Raw genomic sequence first — 21239 nt, 5'->3', positions numbered from 1 at the left:
TTCTGGAATCAAGATTCGGAATTGGGCAGGCTCCACCGAGGCCGTCCCGGATCAGGCCGCCCTGCCCCGCGCCGCCTCCGGCACCTCCTCCGTGCGCACCGTGAACTCGGCGAGCCGCGCCTCCCCGAAGCTCGTGGTGAGCGCCACGTCGGTGGCGTCGCGGCCGCGGGCCATCAGGATGCGGCCGATGCGCGGGCGGTTGTGGCGGGCGTCGAACGTGTACCAGCGCCCGTCGAGATAGACCTCGCACCAGGCCGAGAAATCCATCGGGTCGGGCACCGGCGGCACGCCGATGTCGCCGAGATAGCCCGTGCAGTAGCGCGCCGGGATGTTCATGCAGCGGCAGAAGGCGACCGTCAGGTGCGCGAAGTCCCGGCAGACGCCGCGCCCCTGCGCGTAGGCCTCCGAGGCGCTGCGGGTCGCGTCCGCCTGCATGTAGTCGAAGCGGATGTGGCGGTGCACGAAGTCGACGATGGCCTGGACGCGGCCCCAGCCCTCCGGCACCGCGCCGAAGAGCTGCCAGGCGGTCGCCCCGAGCTTGTCGGTGTCGCAGTAGCGGCTGCCCATCAGGAAGGGCAGCACCGCGTCCGGCAGGTCGGCCACCGGGACCTGCCGGGCCTGCGGCGCCTGCTCGTCCGGCCGGCCGGAATCCCGCACCGTCGCCTCGGCCGCCATGCGCAGCCGCCCGGCCGGCGCGAGGATGCGCGTGCAGAGATTGTCGAACGCGTCCCGGTACTGGCGCGCCGGCAGCGGCGGGTCGAAGACGATCGCCTCGGGTGCCAGCAGATCGGCCGCGCGGGACGGATGGGTGCTCAGCATCAGCACCATCGGGGTCGGCGCGGGCAGGTCGAAGGCGATCGAGAAGCCTGTTCTGATTCTCATGCGTGCGCCACGGTCGGGGACGTCTCGACACAGAAGTCTTTCATGCCGCGCATGTTCCGGCCGCGCCTGCCGATATCGGCCTCACACTGCCTAAATTGCAAGCAGAGGCCGGCCGCCCGGGCGCGACGATTCGGCCTGCCGCAGGCGGAAGACGGCCGAATGCTGCCGGGACGCAGCGTCAGGACCCGAAGAGCGCGTCCGCCAGGAGCTTGGCGTTGAGCCCGACGATCAGCGCCGCGATGACCCAGGACAGGCCCCGCAGCCAGCCGGGGATCGCGAGCGGCCCCATCTTGGCCGGGTCGGAGACGAAGCGGATGAGCGGGATCACCGCGAAGGGGAGCTGCATCGAGAGCACGACCTGGCTCAGCACCAGCAGCCGCGCGGTGCCCGCGTCGCCGTAGAGGGCGGTGACCGCGATGACCGGCACGATGGCGATGGCCCGGGTCAGGAGGCGGCGCAGCCAGGGCGCGAGGCGAAGCCGCAGGAAGCCCTCCATGACGATCTGGCCGGCGAGCGTCGCCGTGACCGTGGAGTTGAGGCCCGAGGCGAGGAGCGCCACCGCGAACAGGATCGAGGCGAGGCCGGTGCCGAGCAGCGGCGCGAGCAGCTCGTGCGCCTGCTCGATCTCCTCGACGTCGGTCCGCCCGGCGGCGTGGAAGACGCTCGCCGCCATGATCAGGATCGCGGCATTGACGAAGAGGGCGAGCATCAGGGCGATGGTCGAATCCGCCACCGCGAAGCGCAGGGCCGCGCGCCGGCCGGGCTCGGTCCGCGGATAGGCCCGGGTCTGCACGATGGCCGAGTGGAGGTAGAGGTTGTGGGGCATCACGGTCGCCCCGAGGATGCCGATGGCGAGGTAGAGGGCGGCCGGATCGGTGACGATGGCGGGGCTCGGCACGAAGCCGCCCAGCACCGCCCGCAGCGGCGGCGCCGCGAGCGCGATCTGGACGGCGAAGCAGGCGAAGATCAGGGTCAGGAGGGCGATCACGAAGGCTTCGAGGGCGCGGAAGCCCCGCCGCATCAGGAGCAGGATCAGCAGCACGTCGAGGCCGGTGAGCACCGCGCCCCACAGGAGCGGGAGACCGAAGAGCAGCTTCAGGGCGATGGCGGTGCCGATCACCTCGGCGAGGTCGCAGGCGATGATCGCCGCCTCGCAGGCGAGCCAGAGGGCGAGGCCCACCGGCCGGGGATAATGGTCGCGGCAGGCCTGCGCGAGGTCGCGGCCGGTGGCGATGCCGAGCCGGGCGGCGAGCGCCTGCAGCACGATCGCCATCAGGTTCGACAGCAGGACGACGGCGAGCAGGGTGTAGCCGAACTTGGCGCCGCCCGCGATGTCGGTGGCCCAGTTGCCCGGGTCCATGTAGCCGACCGAGACCATGTAGCCCGGCCCCAGGAAGGCGAGCAGCCGCCGCAGCCAGGAGCCCGTGCCGTGCACCGCGACGCTCCCGTTCATCGCCCCGAGGCTCGCCTCCCCCCCGGCCTGTTCGAACCGCCACGCCCGCATCGTCCCGCGCTCCCGCCTGCGCGCCGATTATAGCTGGTGCTATAATCAATCGACAAGGCTGAATGGGGTGGCACGGAGCGGGTCGCCGCGCGGGCGGGCCGGCGCCCCGTCAGGGCGGGGAAAATGGAGTCGGCCGCGCGAGCCCAGCAATTCTGCCCGATTCCGCAGCGAGAAAGCCCACGACAATCGATGATCCGACGTATTCGTGAGACTTTCCTCGGCGACGGCAGCTCATGGTGCTGCGGCGGCCTCGGAACAAACCGCAGGGCCTCGGCTTGACCCGGCTCGATCAAGCGAGGACACATGCGCCACGACAGCACCGATCATCTGAGGCCGCCCACCCGCCGCCCGACCTGGCTGGTGCCTACCCTGGTCGCCTCAGGGGCTGCCCTCGGGGCCTCGGCGGTCTACGCCGCCATCAAGGCCCGCGAGGCGGAGCGGGACCACCCGCCCGTCGGCCGGTTCCTCACCGTCGACGGGGTGCGCCTGCACTACGTGGAGCGGGGACGGGGCGACCCCCTGGTGCTCATTCACGGCAACGGCACCATGATCGAGGATTTCCTCGTCAGCGGCGTGGTCGAGGCGCTCGCCACGCGCCACCGGGTGATCATCATCGACCGGCCGGGCTACGGCTACACGTCGCGCCCGCGGGCCTCTGGACGCCGCGGGCGCACGCGACGCTGTTTCAGGGCGCGCTGGAGCGCCTCGGGGTCAGAGGGGCGGTCGTGCTCGGGCATTCGTGGGGCAGCCTGGTCGCGGTCGCCCTCGCGCTGCAGGCCCCGCACCTCGTGCGCAGCCTCGTGCTCGCCTCGGGGTACTATTACCCGACCCTGCGGGCCGACGTGGTCCTGTTCTCGCCCCCGGCCATCCCGGTGCTCGGGGACGTGATGCGCCACACCGTGTCGCCGCTGATCGCCCGGCTCATCCTGCCGGGCCTGATCAAGGCCATGTTCGCGCCCGCCGACGTGCCGGCGCGCTTCGACGCGCAGATGCCCAAGGAGCTGATGCTCCGCCCGTCGCAGCTGCGCGCGGCGGCCGAGGACGCGGCGCTCATGACCCCCGTCAGCATGGAGCTTCAGGGGCATTACCGCGACCTGACGCAGAAGGTGGTGATCATCACGGGCGCGGACGACCAGATCGCCGATGTCGGCCGCCAATCGGAGCGGCTGCACCGGGACCTGCCGCGCAGCGACTTCATCGTCGTTCCGGGCATGGGCCACATGATCCATCACCTCGCGCCCGACCGGGTCGTCGACGCGATCGCGCGGGCCTCGGCGCGGAGCCAAGCCAGGGCCGCCTGATCCGGGATCCGCTCGATCGCAGCGGATCCCGGATCGCAAGCCCGCGCGGCGCCTGAGCGACGCCGATATCCGCACGGCCGAAATGGGAGATGGCGAAGCCATCGACCGGATGGCGGATGAGCCGCCCGCGGAGATCGCGCGGCGGGGCCATTCCGCTCAGTCCCGCCGCGCGCGGAAGAACTCCCGCAGCAGGGAAGCGGCCTCGCTCTCGCGCAGCCCCCCGTAGACTTCCGGGGCGTGGTGGCAGGTGGGCTGCGCGAAGAAGCGCGGCCCGTGCTCGACGGCGCCGCCCTTCGGGTCGGCGGCGGCGAAGTAGAGGCGGCGCAGGCGCGCGAGGCTGATCGCCGCCGCGCACATGCCGCAGGGCTCCAGCGTCACGTAGAGGTCGCAGCCGATCAGCCGCTCGTCGCCGATCGCCCGGCAGGCGGCCCGGATCGCCAGGATCTCCGCATGCGCGGTCGGGTCCCGCAGGGTGCGCGGGCGGTTGCCCGCCACCGCCAGCACGGTCCCGTCGCGCACGATCGCGGCGCCCACCGGCACCTCCCCGAGGGCGGCCGCCTCCCGCGCCGCCGCGAAGGCGAGCCCGAGCGGATCGGGGCGGCCCCGTCTCGTCGTCTCCGGCGAATCCCCCATCGGCCCCGCTCGCGGAAAAGGATGCGCTCTGGTATCAGGCGCGCATGAGCGACAGCAACGACGACGAGCCCCGCGGGGAGAGGCGCCGCCGCGGGACGGCCGAGGCGTCCCCCGGCGCGGCCTCCCCGCCCGCCCCGCGCCCTCCGAGACGGCCGAGCCCGAGCGCATCGCCAAGGTCATGGCCCGGGCGGGCGTCGCCTCGCGGCGGGACGCGGAGGCGATGATCCTGGAGGGGCGCGTCAGCCTCAACGGCGAGACCCTGACCACGCCCGCCGTGACGGTCGGGCCCGGCGACCGCATCGTCGTCGACGGCGAGCCCCTGCCCGTCCGCGAGCGCACCCGGCTGTGGATCTTCCACAAGCCCCGCGGCGTGGTGACCACCGCCCGCGACCCCGAGGGGCGCCAGACCGTGTTCGACATCCTGCCCGAGGACCTGCCGCGGGTGGTGGCGATCGGCCGGCTCGACATCAATACCGAGGGGCTGCTGCTCCTCACCAATGATGGCGGTCTCGCCAAGGTGATCGCCCATCCGGAGACCGGCTGGCTGCGCCGCTACCGGGTGCGCGCCTACGGCGACGTCGACCAGGCGGCCCTCGACCGCCTGCGCGGCGGCGTCACCATCGACGGGATGGAATACGGCCCCGTCGAGGCCAGCATCGACCGGCAGCAGGGCGACAACGTCTGGCTGACGCTCGGCCTGCGGGAGGGCAAGAACCGCGAGGTGAAGCGGATTCTGGAGCATCTCGGCCTCTCGGTGAACCGGCTGATCCGGCTCTCCTTCGGCCCGTTCCAGCTCGGCGACCTGGAGGTCGGGCTCGTCGAGGAGGTGCGCACCAAGGTGCTCAAGGAGCAGCTCGGCCGCTCCCTCGCCGAGCAGGCCGGCGTCGACTTCACCAGCCCCGTGCGCGAGCCGATCGCCCCGTTCGGGTCGCCCAAACCCCCGGCCCCGGCGGCCGGCAGGACGGGCGCCCCGGGTCGCGACCGGCCCCGGGGCGAGCGCCCGGACCGCAGCGCGCGCCCGGATCGCGGGGAGCGCCTCGACCGCGGCGAGCGTCCGGCCCGGCCGGGCCGCGACCCGGCCCGGCCGCAATTCGCGCGCCCGCCCGCCCCGGGGCGCGCCCGGAGCGGGACCGCAAACCCGCGACCGGGCCGGCCCTGCGCCGGGCGGTCTGGCACGACCCGGAGATCGAGGCCGCGGTCGAGGCGCGCCCGCGGCTGCGGCGGCGGACGAACGATCCCAAGGAGGCCCGGGCCGCGGCGGCCGAGCGCCCGCGCGAGCGGGTCGGCGCGATCGCGACGGGGGAGCGCCGCGTCGTGGTGGAGCGCCTCAAGGCGGAGCCCGCCCCCGAGCCGCGCCGCCCGCCCGAGGGCCGGCCCCGGCCGGAGGGCCGGCAGCGGCCGGAGGGCCGGCAGCGGCCGGAGGGCCGGCAGCGGCCGGAGGGCCGCCTAGATCGCGAGCGGCCCGCCCGCGGCGACCGCCCGCCCCGCGCGGGCGAGGAGCGCCCCGCGCGGCGCCCGCGCCCGGAGGGGTCAGGGCGGCCCGAGGGCGGCGCGCGTCCGCGCCCCGAGGGCGGCGGCCGGCCCGGCTTCGGCAAGGGCGGATTTGACAAGGGCGGCTTTGACAAGGGCGGCTTCGGCAAGGGCGACTTCGGCAAGGGCGGCCCCGGCGCGGGCCGCGGCGGCCCCGGCTTCGGCAAGGGCGGTCCCGGAAAGGGCGGCTCCGGGTTTGCAAAGGGCGGCCCCGGCTTTGCAAAAGGCGGCTCGAAGGGCGGCCGGCCGGGTCGCGGCGGCGCGGCCCCGCGACCCGGCGGACCGGGCGGACGACCGGGCGGCGGGCGGCCCGGCGAAGGGCGGCCGCCCCGCGGGCGCTGAGCCATGCGCATCGTCGGCGGCGCCCTGCGGGGCCGGGCCCTGGCGGGGCCGCGCAGCGACGCGATCCGGCCGACCTCGGACCGGCTGCGCGAGGCGCTCTTCAACGTGCTGGCCCACGCCTACGGCGACCCCGTCCCGGGGGCACGGGTGCTCGACCTCTTCGCCGGGACCGGCGCCCTGGCCCTGGAGGCCCTGTCGCGGGGCGCCGCCTTCGCGCTGATGGTCGACGAGGGCGCCGAGGCGCGCGGGGTGATCCGCGGCAACGTCGAGGCGCTCGGCCTGGGCGGCACGACCCGGCTCTTCCGCCGCGACGCGACCCGGCTCGGGGCGGCCCCGCCGGGCGAGCCCTTCGGCCTGGTCTTCTGCGACCCGCCCTACGGGCGCGACCTCGCCCCGAGGGCCCTGGAATCCTGCCGGGCGGGCGGCTGGCTCGCGCCGGGGGCCCTCGCCCTGGTCGAGGAGGCGGCCTGCGCCGCCCTCGCCCTGCCGCCCGGCTTCTCGGAGCTGGAGCGCCGGACCTACGGCGAGACACAGGTGGTGTTCGCCCGCCTCGACCCCTGATACGACATCCGGTTGATTGCTTCGCAATGCGGATTTCGGCTTCCCTCGAGCGCCGCGCGGGCTTGTCATAGGTTTTCCGGAAGTGATCTTCCGGAAAACCTATGACCCTGCCCGGGATCCGCGGGCGCCCCCGGCATGGCACAAGCGGGGCCGGATGCGGGAGGGGAAGCGGCATGGCGCGTGCGGACGACCTGATCGTGCGGCCCTGCGGCCCGGAGGACATCCCGGCCGTGCAGGCGATCTACGCCCACGCGGTCCGCACCGGCCGCGCCTCGTTCGAGCTCGATCCGCCGGACATGCCCGAGATGCTGCGCCGCCACGCGGGCCTGGTCGGGGCGGGCTACCCCTACCTCGTGGCGGTCGCGGGCGACGCCCTCCTCGGCTACGCCTATGCGGGCCCCTACCGGACCCGGCCGGCCTATCGGGGCACGGTCGAGAACTCGGTCTACGTCGATCCCGCCCGCCTCGGCCAGGGCATCGGCCGGCGCCTGCTCGGGGACCTCGTCGAGGCCGCGACGGCCCGCGGCTTCCGCCAGATGGTGGCGGTGATCGGGGATTCCGCCAACGCGGCCTCGATCCGCCTCCACGCCGCCCTCGGCTTCGCGCAGGTCGGGGTGCTGCGGGCGGTCGGCTGGAAGCACGGGCTCTGGCTCGACACCGTGCTGATGCAGCGGGCGCTCGGCCCGGGCGACGCGGCGCCGCCGGACGCCCCGTGACCGGACCGCCCACGGCGGCGCGGCCCTCCTCAGGCGAGGGCCCGCCCCTCGGGACGTCGAGCGCGGTCCGGGCGGCCGCGTTGGCGATCACCTCGACGAGGCGGGCGTCGTCCCGGCCGCCCGCGGCGGCCGGCCCGGCCCCGATGCGTTAATCGGCTGCTAACCCTAACGTTTTATTGCCGGTCCGGGGAGCCGCGCGCTTGCGGGGCCGTGGCCGCGCATCCGGGCGGCTCCCTCGATCCTGGGGTCCGGCGCCCTGCCCTGCAGGCCCGGCGAGGCGGAGCGGCCGGTGGTGCCAGAGCGGCCGACAGACGAGCGGGGACGGGCCGCCGGGAAGCGGCCGGCGAACCCGTCCGCTGGCGGAGCCGGATCCGCGCCGGGACCCTGGTCCGCGCCGGGACCCTGGTCCGCAGGCGGGCTCGCCCTCGCGGCGCTGCTCCTGGCCGGACCGGCCCGGGCCCAGGCTCCGCTCCCCGGCACGGACCCGGCGCCCGGAATCGCCGCCGAGGCGGGCGGCGCGGCGGCGTCCGGGAGCCTGCGCCTGCGCGGCACGGCCGAGACAGGTCCCCGCGCCCAAGCCCGTCCCTCCGCCCGCCCTCTGGGCGCGGGCGAGAAGCCCCGCCGGCCGCCGCAGCGGCGCACCCGGCCGCCGACGGCGGGCCTCGTGCGGCCGCTCACGCAGGCTCCGGTCGCCGATCCGCCGGCCCTGCATCCGGTCGTGCAGGAGCCAGTGGTCGGCCTGCCCGATCCGAACCTCGCCGCGCCGCTCCTGCGGCGACGCCCGATCGACCCGACCGACCCCTACGCGCCGCTCGGCGTGAAGGTCGGCGGCCTGACGCTGTTTCCCGCCCTGCAGGAGAGCGCCGGCTACGACACCAACCCGGACCGCGCCGCCAAGGGCAAGGGCTCGGCGGCGTTCCGCACGGACGGCGAGCTCGGCTTCCAGAGCGACTGGTCGGCCCACTCGCTCAGCGGGACCCTGCGCGGGGGCTACGTCAGCTTCCCGGACAACCGCACGGCCGACCGCCCGGATGGCGACGGCGCCTTCCTCCTGCGCCTCGACGCCTCCCGCGACACCCGGATCGAGGTCCAGGGCAGCTACCTCGTCACGACCCAGCGCGCGAACAGTCCGGACCTCAACGCGCAGTTGCGCGAGCGTCCGGTCGCGGCGAGCTACGGCGGCACGGTCGGGGTGGTGCAGGATTTCAACCGCCTGCAGGTGGCCCTGCGCGGGGTGATCACCCGCGATTCCTTCGACGACGCGCTCCTCGCCAACGGCTCGGTCCAGCGCCAGGACGAGCGCAACGCCAACACCTACGGGCTGCGCCTGCGCACGGGCTACGAGATCGGCCCGGGCTTCACCCCCTTCGTGGACGCGCTCCTCGACACCCGCGTGCACGACCTGCGGGCCGATTCCGCGGGCTACCGGCGGGACTCGGACGGGCTGACGCTGCGGGGCGGGTCGTCTTTCGAACTCTCGCGCATCCTCATTGGCGAGGTCTCGGCCGGCTATCTGCGCCGCGGCTACGCGGACAACCGCCTGCGCGACGTCACCGGCCCGGTCTTCGACGGGGCGCTGCTCTGGGCCGCGACGCCGCTGATCGCCCTGCGGCTCACCGCCAGCACCGGCGTGATCGAGACCGTGGTGCCGAACGCGAGCGGCGTCCTCACCCAATCCTACGGGGCGGAGCTCACCTACGACCTCCTGCGCAACCTGCGCCTGACGCTGATGGGCTCTCTCTACTCGAACGAGTATCGGGGCGTCGGCATCCGCGAGGACGGGCTGCTCGCCGGCCTGAAGCTCGATTACCGGCTCACCCGCTGGCTCGGCATCCGGGCGAGCTACACGCACGAGGACCTGCGCAGCACCGCGGCGGGATCGAGCTACCGCTCCGACACGTTCCTGGTGGGAGTGCGGGTCAATCCGTGAGCCGGGCCGGCGGCGCCGCCCGGCCGGGCTTGCCATCCGTCTCCGGGACGCAATCTTCCCGTTGAAGGCGGATATCCTGTCGTGCAGCCGAGTTGTCCATCCGTCACGACGCCTCGCGCCGCAGGATGGCGCCTGGCGATGAAAGCAGAATGGCCGCACATCACGGCTATGCAGAAGAAATTCTGAAGCCCGCAGCGGAGAATATGCATCTCAACCCGATGACGCCGATCGGCCCGGTGCATCCCCTGCGCGAGCCGATGTGCGAGAGCCGCGAGCCGGACATGAGCGTCGAGGCCGTCCATGCCAGCCCCTCCGGGCGGAACTGCTTCGCGGACCGCGACCACGACGACTCCATCGGGGCGCCGCTGACGCGCTCTCCGCCGCGGTCCTGATCCTGGCGCCGGACCGGCGCATCGTGTTCGGCAACGCTCAAGGCGCGGGCCGAGCGCGCGCGGGGGAGCCTGCTCCGCGAGCGGGCGGGACGCCTCGTGGGCGCGACGGCGGACGGGAGGCGGCTCGTGGCCGAGGTGACCGCCCGGCACGGGAGCAGGGGACGCGACGCGCGCCTCAGCGACGCGACGGGACGGGTCCCGTACGCCTCCCGGGTCGCCTTGGCGAAGGTCGGCGAGGCGCTCCTGCGCCTCCTGCGCGAGCCGGAGCGGGACTTCGTCACCCCCGCTCGCCTCGGCCGCCACCCTGGTCCGGCTCCCGCCCGGCGAGCTGCGGGTGCTCGCACACGGATCTCCTGCGCGTCGTGCTCGGCCTGCGGTCGCCCCTCGGGGATGCGTCGTAACCGCCGGATGCGCGACAGGCGAAAGCTGCCCGCACGCTGAGTTCGCGCTGCCGATCACGGCGCCCGCGCAACTCTTCAAGACGACGAACGCTCTCCTCCGTTTGGCGGAGGCGCAAGCGGCGTAAATCGACAAGGATGCACTCCGAGGCGACCCGGGAGCATCATCACTCATGCCGGATGTGGTAGCCATGACTGCATTTCTGCTGATCATCTGCCACGCCGACCGCGTCGTTCAGGCGGCCTCGCCCGGGGCGAGCGATCTCGCGGATGTCCCCGCCCCCGCCACCCGCGCGGGCGACGCCGACTGATCCACGAAGGCCGGAGGGACGGCCGCCGAACAGGGGCGTGACGCCATGGACAACATCATCATGCTGTTCGCCTGCCTGATGATCGGGATCATCCTGCAGAAGGCCGGGCGCGTCCCCGACAACGCCCACACGGCCCTGAACGCCTTCATCATCCACATCTCGCTGCCGGCGCTGATCCTGTCCCACATCCACTCCGTGCGCATCGACGCGTCCGTGCTCTACGCGATCGCCATGCCGTGGATCGTCTTCTTCGCGAGCGTGGTGCTGTTCTGGCTGCTCGGCAGGATGCTGAACTTCAGCAGGAAGACGACGGGCGCGCTCAGCGTCGTGGCCGGGCTCGGCAACACCTCCTTCATCGGCCTGCCGGTGATCGAGAGCTTCTTCGGCGCGGACAAGATGCAGCTCGGGATCATCATCGATCAACTCGGGACCTACCTGGTCCTCAGCACGCTCGGGATCCTCGCGGTGTGCTTCTACGCCGAGGGACCATCGCTCACGCATCGCGACATTCTCAAGAGGATCGCGGGCTTCCCGCCGCTGATCGCGCTCGCGGCCGCCCTCCTCCTGCTGCCCCTCCCCTATCCCGACTGGTTCGCGTCGATCCTGGCGCGGCTCGGCGGCACGCTGGCTCCCCTGGCGCTCGTCTCCGTCGGATTGCAGCTTCGCGCCGCGGCCCTCTCCGGCAACGCCCTGGCCCTGTGCCTGGGCATCGGCTACAAGCTCCTGCTCGCCCCCCTGATCATCATGGCCCTGTACATCGGCCTGCTCGGTCTGAGGGGCGTCCCGGTCCAGGTCACGCTGCTCGAATCCGCGATGGCGCCGCAGATCGGCGGGTCGATCGTCGCGATCCAGTACGGCCTCGACGCGCGGCTGATCACGCTGCTCGTCGGCATCGGCACCGTACTGTCCTTCCTGACGCTGCCGCTCTGGTGGGGCCTGTGCGCCCGGATCTGATCCCCGGCCCGCCCGCTCGGGGCCGCGGTCCCGCCGCGACGGGCGCCCGGGGCCCCGCCGCCCCGTCGAGCCACGGCCCCCTGATGCCGGGCGACACGCGACGGCCCGCGACCGGGTCAGCCGAACCGGCCGCCTCCCGGCGCCCGCTTCCGGGCGACCACCGCGACGATGTGCCAGCGCTTCACCGGGCCGTGGATCGACGGGGCGCGCTCGACCTCCTCGCGCCGCCAGACGACCTCGAAGCGCGCGAACAGCCGCGCGATCTCCTCCGCCGTCCACCCGAGGCAGGCGCCCTCGCGGACCCACTCGTCCCGCATGCCGAAGAAGTGGCCGGCGAACCATCCGTCCGGAGCCAGGGCGGCCTCGATCCCGGCCCAGACGCGCGGGAAGTGCTCCCGCGCGCAGAACGGCAGGCTGAAGCTGGCATTGACGAGCGCCGCTCCGGCGGGCAGCGCCGCGGCCTCGAACCGCGCCCGGACGAAGCGGAACCGGGCGGCGTGGCGCGGCTCGACCGCCGCCCGCACGGCCTCCCCGGCGCGCGCGGAGGCGTCGATCGCGACGACGGTCCACCCCCGGCGCAGCAGGGCGAGGCTGTCCTGACCGGCGCCGCAGCCGAGATCGATCGCGAGCCGCCGCGCGCCCGCCCCGCCGCGGCCCATCCGCCTCAGCGCCTCGACGAGGGACGCCCGGGGCGGATCGTCGATCGGGGACGCGCCGCGCGCCTGCGCCCGGTCCGTCACGGCCGGCCGCTCCCCGCCGCGGGCCGGCACAGGCTCCCCCGCATCAGGAGAGACCGGCCCTCGCGGCGTCCCGGCGCAGACGAGCGCGCCCGACTTGCGCCGAGGCCGGAGCATACGCAACGAGAAGGCCGCGTTGCGGGAGTCATGCCCAAGTGATACTCTTCGTCTGTACAGTTGCAAGTCCGGCCGGATTGGAGCATCGGCGGGAGTGCGGGCGCATCCCCCGGGAGGGGAGGCGTCGAGGACTGCCCCGCCGAGGAGGACGCGTCCTGCCGGTCACGGACATGCGCGGTGCACGGCCAGGGCGGGCGCCGCGTGCCCCCGAACGCGGCCGGACCATCGACCCGACGCGCCACGGAGGAGACCGGCATGCCGACCCGCGACGACAAGGACGGCGCCCGGCCCGAGGGGAGCGCCCCCGAGCAGGGCGACCCGTTCGAGGCCGTGGAGGTCGCGGCGCCCTCGGACCCGCAATCCCTGCCCCTGGACGACCTCGATCTGGCGAGCGGCGGCGCCTCCTGCGGGGCCGGCTCCTGCTCGGCCGACAACACCAAGTGCCGGCGATCCGAGTTCGCCCAGATCACGGACACCAGCAGCCGGTTCAATTCCGGCATTCTCACCACGATCGTGAAATTCTTCTCCTTCAGATGATGGGGTGAGATCGCCAGGATGAGCTTGTCTGACATGCAATCCGTGCTGGCGAAACTCTATACCGACGAAATCTATCGGGGTTTGTTCTTCAAGAATCCGGAAGCCGCGGTGGAGAGCCTGGGCCTGCCGGCGGCCGAGGCCGCGGCGCTGGCGGCGCTGCCCCGCGCGCCCGTGGAGGAGATCGCCGGCGAGCTGTTCGGCAAGGCGCTCGACCGCATCCGCAACGCCTACCCGGCGGCCTGCGCCGCGGCGCCGGACCGCGTCGCGCGGGCCTACCGCCGCTACTACGCGGGCCACCCGTCCCAGGATAGGGCGCAGTCCCTGGCGCATCTCATCGGGTTCGGCAGCAGCCTCGCCCAGGCGGTCGGGGCCGGCGACCCGCCCTACCTGTTCGACCTCGTCCGGTACGAGCGGCAGCGGCTCTGCACGAAGCGGGGCGCGGAGCCGGCGCGGTCCGCGGGCGACGGCGAACCGGCGCGCGAGGCCCGGCCCCGCCTGGCGCGCGGGACGACGGTGGAGCGGCACGGCTTCGCGGTCGCGGCGATCGCGGCCGCGCTCGGCCGGGGCGAGGCGGTGGCGCCGCAGCCCTCGGCCTGCATCCTCGCGGTCTATCGCCGGCGGGAGGACGGCGCGCCCGGCGCGCTCGCGATCAACGCGGCGACGGAGCGCCTGCTCGACCTGTGCGACGGGCGCACCGACCTCGCCGCCTGCGCGCGGATCCTGGGAGAGGAGCTGCGGCGGGGGGACGTCGCGGACCTCGTGCGCCGGCACGTCTCGCACCTGGTCCGGCTCGGAGTCCTGCATGCCTGAGCGCCCTGACGCCAACGCCCGCCTGGGCGCGGGGATCGGCTACCGGCTCGACCTGCGCGAGGAGATCCTCGGCGCCGCGGGCCGGGTCGAGGTCGTCGAGGTGATGGCCGACAACTACCTGTTCCGGCCGGAGCGGCGGAACGAACTCGCCGCGCTGCGCGAGCGCCTGCCCATCGTCCTGCACGGCCTCGACCTCTCGGTGGGGAGCGCGGAGCGCCCGAACCCGGACTATCTCGGGGAGGTGCGCCGCCTCTGCCGGCTCACGGCGGCGCCCTACTACAGCGACCACCTCGCGGTGACCCGCGTGCGGGGCGTGAGCCTCGGCCACCTCACGCCGGTCTGGTACGGCCGGTCGAACCTGAGCGCCGCGATCGACAACGTGAACGCGGTCCAGGACTGCCTCGGGATCCCGCTGGTCCTCGAGAACATCACCGCGGACCTGACGATCCCCGGGGCCGAGATGACGGAGGGCGAGTTCTTCCGCGAGCTCGTGCGGGCGACGGGGTGCGGGATGCTCCTCGACGTGACCAACATCGAGGTCAACAGCCTCAACCGCGGCCTGGACCCGGCCGACATCCTGCGCTCCTTTCCCCTGGAGAGCGTCGTGCAGGTCCACCTCTCGGGCGGCGTCGAGGCCGGGGGGCGGATGATCGACAGCCACAGCGCGCCGATCTCCGAGCGGAGCTGGAGCCTCTACGCGGACCTCCTCCGGCGGGCGGCCGCGCGGGTCGTCATCGTCGAGAGGGACGCGGATTTCGACGACGGGGCGGGGATCATGCGGGAGGTGTCGCGCGCCGGGGCGATGCTCGCCGCCGCCCGCGCGGGCGCGCCCGTCAGCCCGTGAGGCCGCGGGCGGCGACCGGGATCTCGCCGACGATCCGTCCTGCGCGGGTCGTCACCAGCCGGTCGACCATGTTGACCACGACGCAGACGTGGTTGGGGACGACCCGCACCACGCTGCCCACCGGCAGCGCCTCCGGGCAGGCCGCGAGGTCGAGGAAGCCGTGCTCCTCGGCGAGCTTGTGGATGCGGGCCCGCGGCGCCTCGCGGATCAGCCCGTACCCGTCGAGGCCGCCGCCCGGATCCGCCGTGAGCGTCTTCGAGCCCGCGTCGAGGACGCCGCGCTCGGGCACGGCCCGGCTCACCACCGTGGCCACCACGTCGAGGGCGCAATCCTCCGGGAGCGCCGCCCCGCAGGCCATCATCATGCGGTCGTTGAAGATCACGGTACCGGCCCGGTGCTCGGTGGCGCCGCGGACCGCCCCGAGATGCCGCAGGTTCGGGGTGCCGCCGGTCGAGACGATGCCGGCCTCCAGCCCCTCCCCGGCCAGGCCCTGCCGGACGCGGTCGAGGAAGGCCTGCGTCGCCGCGACGCCGTCCTCCGGCGGGTAGAGCAGGAGCCCGGCGAAGCGCAGGGAGGGCGTGCCGGCGATCTGCCGCGCCAGGGCCACCGCCTCCTCGGGGCGCGCGACGCCGGCCCGGGCGCGGCCGGTGTCGCATTCCACCATCACCGCGAGGGGGCGCCCGGCCGCGGCCGCCGCCTCGCCCAGCCCCGCCACCACCGCCGGGTGGTCGGCGCTCACCGTCAGGGCGGTGCGCCGCAGCAGGCGGGCGAGGCGCCCGAGCTTCTCCGGCCCGACGAGGTTGTAGCTGATCAGGATGTCGTCGAGGCCGGCCTCGGCCATCACCTCGGCCTCGCCGAGGGTCTGGCAGGTCAGGCCCCGCGCCCCCGCCTCCCGCTGCATCCGCGCCAGGACCGGGCTCTTGTGGGTCTTGATGTGCGGGCGGTTGGCGAGGCCGGCGGCGTCGCAGGCCGCCTGCAGCCGGGCGATGTTCCGCTCGACCCGGTCGAGGTCGATCATCACGGCCGGGCTGCCGAACGTGCGGGCGACCTCTTCGGCGAGGGAGGGCATCGGGGACTCCGGGGCGGCGGGACGGGGCCGCGACCCTCGCCCCGATCCGCGCCCCTGTCCAGCCTCAGCGCACCAGCGCGAGCGGCGCGCCGGACTTGGAGAGGGCGCCGTCCATGGCGCCGCCCGCCGCGCGCAGCCGCGCCGCGACCGTGCCGCCCGGCTGGTAGAGGTAGACCTCGCCGTCGCGGTAGTCCCAGGCCGTGACCTTGGCGAGGTCCTTGTTGGCGCAGCCGCTCGAGGTCGCCTTGTAGAGGTCGAGGGCCGGGGTGCTGGCGAGCGTGATGCGGCAGCTCGCCCCGGTGGCGTCCTTGGCGGTCCAGCCGCCGACCACCGAGGAGCGCCCGCCGGCCGCGACCGGCGGGGGCGGCGCCAGGGCGGCCTGCTGCTGCACCGGCGCGGGCGCCGGGCCCGGCTCGGCCATGATCGGCCCGCCGGGATTGGCCGCCACGCCGGACGGGGCCGCCGGCTCGCCCGGCGCCGCGCTGGCGCCGGGCGGCGGCGCGAGCGGGGCGGAGGTGACCGGGCCGGCGGCGAGGCCGGGCGGGCCGAGATCCGGCTCCGCCTCGGGCGCGGCCGGGCGCGCCTGCCGGGCGGCGAGGCGCGGCGGCGCCGCGTCGAAGCGCGAGGAGGCGCAGGCCCCCAGGCTCGCGGCGAGCGCCGCGACGGCGAGCGACGGCACGGCGACGGGGCGGAGGGTCGAACGCGGCATCACGGATCCCGGACAGGAGGGGTGTTCGCCGCCATAGCCGCACCGGAAGGCGCCCGCAGGGCCGGCCGGAACGACAAAGGCGCCCGCAGGCGCCTTTTCGAGGGGGTGTGGCCGCAATGCCGCAGCGGGAAGGATCATCCCGAATGCGGCGGATTGCGTCGCCATGCGGATGCGGGCTTCGCTCAGGCGCCGCGCGGGCGCGTGAGACGGGATCCGCTCGGATCAACCGGATCCCGGATCAGACCTCGCGCGCCACCATCATCTTCTTGATCTCGGCGATGGCCTTGGCCGGGTTCAGCCCCTTGGGGCAGGTATTGGCGCAGTTCATGATCGTGTGGCAGCGGTAGAGCCGGAACGGGTCGTGCAGGATGTCGAGCCGCTCGCCCGTGTGCTCGTCGCGGCTGTCGATCAGCCAGCGATAGGCCTGGAGCAGCGCCGCCGGGCCGAGGAAGCGGTCGCCGTTCCACCAGTAGCTCGGGCAGGAGGTGGTGCAGCAGGCGCAGAGGATGCACTCGTAGAGCCCGTCGAGGCGGGCGCGGTCCTCCGGCGTCTGGCGCCACTCCTTCTCGGGCGAGGGCGTCTCGGTCTGCAGCCAGGGCTCGATGGCCGCGTGCTGGGCGAAGAAGCTCGACAGGTCCGGCACGAGGTCCTTCAGGACCGGCATGTGCGGCAGCGGATAGATCCGGATCTGGGCCGACCGGCAATCGTCGATGCCGAGCGTGCAGGCCAGCGTGTTCTGCCCCATGATGTTCATGGCGCAGGAGCCGCAGATGCCCTCGCGGCAGGAGCGCCGGAAGGTCAGGGTCGGGTCGACCTTGTTCTTGATCCACAAGAGCGCGTCGAGGACCATCGGCCCGCAATCGTCGCGGTCGACGTAGTAGGTGTCGATCCGCGGATTGTGGCCGTCATCCTCGTTCCAGCGGTAGATCCGGAACTCCTGCAGGTTCTTGGCGCCGGCCGGCTTCGGCCAGGTCTTGCCCTCGCCGTATTGCGAGTTCTTGGGAAGGGAGAATTGGGCCATGTCGCAAACCTAGGCAGATTGATCGGAACCGAGAGCCCGAAGCCGGAGCCGACCGGCCTCGATGGTCAGGAGGAGGGAACCGGCAAGACGATCGTCGTGCGCCCTCCCGATCGCCCGAACCGTGCCGCGGATGCAGGCGCGGCCGCCCCTCACGGCGGGATCGCGGGCGCTGCGGGGAAATCGGGTCACGGCGCGCCTCCCTCACTCCAGCATCCGGAATCCGACCGGGATCGCCCGGGCCGGCCCCTTCGGGCGCCGCTCGAACACGACGAGGCTGTCGTAGAAGGCGATCGCGTCGGTCACGTCGGCGAAGCCCGGGTCGCGCGGCCCCGGGTCGGGGTCGAGCACGTAGCGGGCGTGCAGGCGGTCGAGCAGGTCCTTGGCGTACTCGATGAAGGCGCCGGGCGCCCGGTAGCCGCCGCCGACCTCCGGCCAGTAGGAGCAGTGCACGTCCTCCACCGCGTAGACCCCGTCCGGCGCGAGCAGCGGGTAGAGGGTCTCGAAGGTGGCGATCTGGTGGGCGCTGACGTGGCTGCCGTCGTCGATCACCACGTCGATCCCGCCCATCGCCTCGGCGATCCGCCCCAGCAGCGCCCGGTCGGTCTGGCTGCCGATGTGGATGGTGACGTCCGGATCCCCGACCGTCGCGCAGCGCGGGTCGATGTCGAGGCCGTGGATCACCGCCTCGGGCCCGAGATAGCGCCGCCAGACCTGGAGGGAGCCGCCGTGGTTGACCCCGATCTCCAGCAGCCGGACCGGCCGGCCGCGGTAGCGCGCCAGGTGGCGGTCGTAGGCGTCGAGGTAGTGGGTCCATTTCGAGGCGAAGCGGCTCTCCGGATCCGCGTTCTGCGCGAAGTAGGCCTCCCGCATCGGGTTGGCGACGCGCAGGCGCTCGGCCGCGAGGTCCCCGGACGAGGCCCCGCGCACGATCTCCTGCCAGGAGCCGGGCGGCTCCGCCGGGGCCCCGGCCCGCAGGAAATCGGGCGAGGCCGCCGGCTTGGCGCGGCGCATCCGCTTCAGCATGGGGCTCTCCCGCCCGCCGCGCCGCTCAATAGACCCGCGCCTTCGGCTCGATATAGGCGATGTCGTTCGACATCGTGTAGGTGTGGACCGGCCGGTAGTCGATCGTGACCTTGCGGCCCTCCGGGTCGAGCCAGGCGAGGGTGTGCTTCATCCAGTCCTTGTCGTTGCGGTCGGGGAAGTCCTCGCGGGCATGGGCGCCGCGGGATTCGGTGCGGTTGACCGCCGATTCCATCGTGACCACCGCCTGGCCGATCAGGTTGTCGAATTCGAGCGTCTCCAGCAGGTCGGTGTTCCAGACCAGCGAGCGGTCGGTGACCCGGATGTCGTCGATGCCCGACCAGACCTTGTGGATGAGGTGCTTGCCCTCCTCCAGGACCTCGCCGGTGCGGAAGACCGCGCAGTTGTTCTGCATCGTCCGCTGCATGTCGAGGCGCAGCTCCGCGGTCGGCCTGCCGCCATTGGCGTAGCGGAAGCGGTCGAGGCGGGCGAGCGCCTTGTCGGCCGAGTCCTTCGGCAGGTCCGGCAGCCGGCCGTTCGCCTCCACGATCTCGGCGCAGCGCAGCCCGGCCGCGCGGCCGAACACCACGAGGTCGATGAGCGAGTTGGAGCCGAGCCGATTCGCCCCGTGCACCGACACGCAGGCCGCCTCGCCGATCGCCATCAGGCCCGGCACCACGTAGTCGGGATTGCCGTCCCGCAGGGTCAGCACCTCGCCGTGATAGTTCGTCGGGATGCCGCCCATGTTGTAATGGACGGTCGGGAGCACCGGGATCGGCTCCTTGGTGACGTCGACGCCGGCGAAGATCTTGGCCGATTCCGAGATGCCGGGCAGGCGCTCGTGCAGGATCTTGGGATCGAGGTGGTCGAGGTGGAGGTAGATGTGGTCCTTGTTCTTGCCGACGCCGCGGCCGGCGCGGATCTCCATGGTCATGGAGCGGGAGACCACGTCGCGGGAGGCGAGGTCCTTGGCCGAGGGCGCGTAGCGCTCCATGAAGCGCTCGCCCTCCGAATTGGTGAGGTAGCCGCCCTCGCCGCGGGCGCCCTCGGTGATCAGGCAGCCCGCCCCGTAGATGCCGGTCGGGTGGAACTGCACGAATTCCATGTCCTCGAGGGCGAGGCCGGCGCGCAGCACCATGGCGTTGCCGTCGCCCGTGCAGGTATGGGCCGAGGTCGCCGAGAAATAGGCGCGCCCGTAGCCGCCCGTCGCCAGGATGGTCATGGCGGCGCGGAAGCGGTGGATCTCGCCGGTGGCCTGGTCGAGGGCGATGACGCCGCGGCAGCGGCCCTCCTCGTCCATGATCAGGTCGAGGGCGAAGTACTCGATGAAGAAGTTGGTCCGGTTCTTGACCGCCTGCCCGTAGAGGGTGTGCAGCATGGCGTGGCCGGTGCGGTCGGCCGCCGCGCAGGTGCGCTGGGCCGTGCCCTTGCCGTAATCGGTGGTCATGCCGCCGAAGGGCCGCTGGTAGATCTTGCCCTCGGCCGTGCGCGAGAAGGGCACGCCCCAGTGCTCGAGCTCGTAGACCGCGGCCGGGGCGTTGCGCACCAGGTACTCGATCGCGTCCTGGTCGCCCAGCCAGTCCGACCCCTTCACGGTGTCGTACATGTGCCAGCGCCAATCGTCCGGGCCCATATTGCCGAGGGAGGCCGAGATGCCGCCCTGGGCCGCGACCGTGTGCGAGCGGGTCGGGAAGACCTTGGTGATGCAGGCGGTGCGCAGGCCCGCCTGGCTGCAGCCGACCGTGGCGCGCAGCCCCGCGCCGCCGGCGCCGACGACGACGACGTCGAAGCTGTGCTCGACGATGGGGTACGCCTGGCCGGTCTGGGCCGGCGCGGCTTTTCCGTTGATGGCCATGGGCGTGATCCCTCTAGCATTTTCCGACGAAGTGGCTTCCGGCTCGTCGAAGAAAATGCGGCAAATCAGGAACCTGGAGCAGCGTCCGGCGGCAACGTGATCGGGCGCTGCTCGAGGGGGTTGGACGTCAGGCGAAGGCGCGCAGGCTGATCCGCACGATGGCGTACAGGCAGGCGACCGCCACCACCGTGCTGTAGAAGGTGTTGGCGATCACCGCGGCGATCTTCAGACCCTTGTCGTGGACGTAATCCTCGATGACGATCTGCATGCCCATCCGCATATGGTTCGTCACCGAGAGGACGCCCAGGATCAGCAGGATCGCGACGAGCGGGTGCGACACCAGGCGCACCGCGTCCTCGTAGGAGCGGCCGGCGCAGAGGGCGACGATCACCACGAAGGACAGGATCAGCGGCACGTTGGAGACCGCGGTGACGCGGTGCAGCCACCACTCGCCGGTGCCGTGATGGGCCGGGCCGAGCCCCTGCACCCGGGCGTAGGAGGTCCGGATGGTGCGGGTGGCCTCGGGACGGTTGTCGACCATGGCGCTCTCCCTCAGCGTGCCAGCAGGGCCGCGGCCCAGATCACGACCGTGAGCACGGCCGAGCCGACGAGCGTGTACCGCGCCATCGCGATGCGCGTGCCCGGCTCCATGCCGTGCCCGAAATCCCAGATGAGGTGGCGGATGCCGCCCAGCATGTGGTGCATCAGGATCCAGGTATAGACGAAGATCACCAGCCGCCCGAGGATCGAGCCGTAGAGCCAGGCCACGGGATCGTAGGCCGCCTTGCCGGAGGCGAGCGCCACCAGCCAGACCGCCACCAGCGCGGTGCCGCCGTAGAGGGCGATCCCGGTGAGGCGATGGGCCACCGACATCGCCATGGTCCAGGTCCAGCGGTAGATCTGGAGGTGGGGCGAGAGGGGTCGGGCCACGGCGGGCCTGACGATTTCGGCCATGATGCGATCCTTGCTCCGTGCAGGCCCGGCGACTGGTCCGGCTCCCAACTCAGCTACGTATCGGCTCCGTCACGGGGCGACAACGCGGCCACGGGGCCACGGGGCCCGGGCG

General features: G+C 73.3%; 19 protein-coding genes and 3 pseudogenes. 11 read left to right on the top strand and 11 right to left on the bottom strand.

Translation table 11 applies throughout. The features are described 5' to 3' along the window. Positions 1-51 precede the first annotated feature (51 nt). Both QA634_RS30570 and QA634_RS30565 read right to left on the bottom strand, forming a co-directional pair. Positions 52-882 carry a transglutaminase-like domain-containing protein gene (locus tag QA634_RS30570; protein ID WP_012335714.1) on the bottom strand — a complete coding sequence of 277 codons (831 nt, stop codon included), beginning with the start codon at positions 880-882 and terminating at the stop codon, positions 52-54. 178 nt (positions 883-1060) lie between these two features. After that, positions 1061-2386, bottom strand: a complete 1326-nt coding sequence (locus QA634_RS30565) for an Nramp family divalent metal transporter (protein WP_012335713.1) — start codon at positions 2384-2386, stop codon at positions 1061-1063. Positions 2387-2689: 303 nt separating this feature from the next. Between QA634_RS30565 and QA634_RS35635 the strand changes: the two are divergent. Beyond that, positions 2690-2983, top strand: a pseudogene (locus QA634_RS35635) (alpha/beta fold hydrolase); the annotation flags it as partial. 35 nt (positions 2984-3018) lie between these two features. Further along, positions 3019-3687, top strand: a pseudogene (locus QA634_RS30555) (alpha/beta fold hydrolase); the annotation flags it as partial. Positions 3688-3843: 156 nt separating this feature from the next. Here QA634_RS30555 and QA634_RS30550 read toward each other — a convergent pair. Continuing rightward, on the bottom strand, positions 3844-4320 hold the full coding sequence (locus tag QA634_RS30550) for a nucleoside deaminase (RefSeq protein WP_012335711.1): 477 nt from the start codon (positions 4318-4320) through the stop codon (positions 3844-3846). A 44-nt stretch (positions 4321-4364) separates the two neighbouring features. Between QA634_RS30550 and QA634_RS30545 the strand changes: the two are divergent. From QA634_RS30545 to QA634_RS30520, 6 genes and pseudogenes are all read left to right on the top strand, one after another. Next, positions 4365-6192, top strand: a pseudogene (locus QA634_RS30545) (pseudouridine synthase). A 3-nt stretch (positions 6193-6195) separates the two neighbouring features. Further along, entirely contained in the window at positions 6196-6753 is a 558-nt protein-coding gene (gene rsmD / locus QA634_RS30540) for a 16S rRNA (guanine(966)-N(2))-methyltransferase RsmD (RefSeq protein WP_012335709.1), read from the top strand. A gap of 173 nt (positions 6754-6926) precedes the next feature. Next, positions 6927-7469, top strand: a complete 543-nt coding sequence (locus tag QA634_RS30535) for a GNAT family N-acetyltransferase (protein WP_012335708.1) — start codon at positions 6927-6929, stop codon at positions 7467-7469. A gap of 664 nt (positions 7470-8133) precedes the next feature. Continuing rightward, positions 8134-9399: an outer membrane beta-barrel protein gene (locus QA634_RS30530; RefSeq protein WP_265576458.1), complete on the top strand. Its 1266-nt coding sequence runs from the start codon at positions 8134-8136 to the stop codon at positions 9397-9399. A gap of 149 nt (positions 9400-9548) precedes the next feature. Continuing rightward, entirely contained in the window at positions 9549-9791 is a 243-nt protein-coding gene (locus QA634_RS30525) for a hypothetical protein (RefSeq protein ID WP_265576457.1), read from the top strand. A 754-nt stretch (positions 9792-10545) separates the two neighbouring features. After that, entirely contained in the window at positions 10546-11454 is a 909-nt protein-coding gene (locus QA634_RS30520) for an AEC family transporter (protein WP_012335704.1), read from the top strand. Between the two features lie 116 nt (positions 11455-11570). On the opposite strand, the gene QA634_RS30515 is transcribed toward QA634_RS30520, so the two are convergent. Next, positions 11571-12194, bottom strand: a complete 624-nt coding sequence (locus tag QA634_RS30515; protein ID WP_265576456.1) for a class I SAM-dependent methyltransferase — start codon at positions 12192-12194, stop codon at positions 11571-11573. A gap of 369 nt (positions 12195-12563) precedes the next feature. Here QA634_RS30515 and QA634_RS30510 point away from each other — a divergent pair, with 369 nt between their 5' ends. From QA634_RS30510 to QA634_RS30500, 3 genes are read left to right on the top strand one after another with little or no spacing between them, the layout of a single operon-like run. Continuing rightward, positions 12564-12845 (top strand): hypothetical protein, encoded by a 282-nt coding sequence (locus QA634_RS30510; protein ID WP_012335702.1) that lies wholly within the window; start codon positions 12564-12566, stop codon positions 12843-12845. 18 nt (positions 12846-12863) lie between these two features. After that, positions 12864-13655 carry a hypothetical protein gene (locus QA634_RS30505; protein ID WP_236728860.1) on the top strand — a complete coding sequence of 264 codons (792 nt, stop codon included), beginning with the start codon at positions 12864-12866 and terminating at the stop codon, positions 13653-13655. Further along, a complete protein-coding gene (locus QA634_RS30500) occupies positions 13648-14499 on the top strand; it encodes a DUF692 domain-containing protein (protein ID WP_012335700.1) in 852 nt (283 codons plus the stop codon). The genes QA634_RS30505 and QA634_RS30500 overlap by 8 nt, the downstream gene beginning before the upstream one ends. Here QA634_RS30500 and QA634_RS30495 read toward each other — a convergent pair. From QA634_RS30495 to sdhC, 7 genes are all read right to left on the bottom strand, one after another. After that, positions 14489-15568 (bottom strand): alanine racemase, encoded by a 1080-nt coding sequence (locus tag QA634_RS30495; protein WP_012335699.1) that lies wholly within the window; start codon positions 15566-15568, stop codon positions 14489-14491. The two genes, QA634_RS30500 and QA634_RS30495, sit on opposite strands and share 11 nt — an antisense overlap. A 64-nt stretch (positions 15569-15632) precedes the next feature. Next, complete coding sequence (locus QA634_RS30490; RefSeq protein ID WP_012335698.1) at positions 15633-16277, bottom strand: AprI/Inh family metalloprotease inhibitor; 645 nt, start codon at positions 16275-16277, stop codon at positions 15633-15635. Positions 16278-16515: 238 nt separating this feature from the next. Continuing rightward, entirely contained in the window at positions 16516-17298 is a 783-nt protein-coding gene (locus tag QA634_RS30485) for a succinate dehydrogenase iron-sulfur subunit (RefSeq protein WP_012335697.1), read from the bottom strand. 201 nt (positions 17299-17499) lie between these two features. Beyond that, positions 17500-18321, bottom strand: coding sequence for a class I SAM-dependent methyltransferase (locus tag QA634_RS30480; protein WP_012335696.1), 822 nt, complete (start codon positions 18319-18321; stop codon positions 17500-17502). Between the two features lie 25 nt (positions 18322-18346). After that, a complete protein-coding gene (gene sdhA, locus QA634_RS30475) occupies positions 18347-20173 on the bottom strand; it encodes a succinate dehydrogenase flavoprotein subunit (protein ID WP_012335695.1) in 1827 nt (608 codons plus the stop codon). A 127-nt stretch (positions 20174-20300) separates the two neighbouring features. After that, positions 20301-20714 (bottom strand): succinate dehydrogenase, hydrophobic membrane anchor protein, encoded by a 414-nt coding sequence (sdhD, locus tag QA634_RS30470; protein ID WP_012335694.1) that lies wholly within the window; start codon positions 20712-20714, stop codon positions 20301-20303. A gap of 11 nt (positions 20715-20725) precedes the next feature. Continuing rightward, entirely contained in the window at positions 20726-21127 is a 402-nt protein-coding gene (gene sdhC / locus QA634_RS30465; RefSeq protein WP_012335693.1) for a succinate dehydrogenase, cytochrome b556 subunit, read from the bottom strand. Positions 21128-21239: the final 112 nt, after the last annotated feature.

Source organism: Methylobacterium sp. CB376, assembly GCF_029714205.1.
Classification (GTDB): Bacteria; Pseudomonadota; Alphaproteobacteria; order Rhizobiales; family Beijerinckiaceae; genus Methylobacterium.
This window is presented reverse-complemented; position numbering and strand designations above follow the sequence as displayed.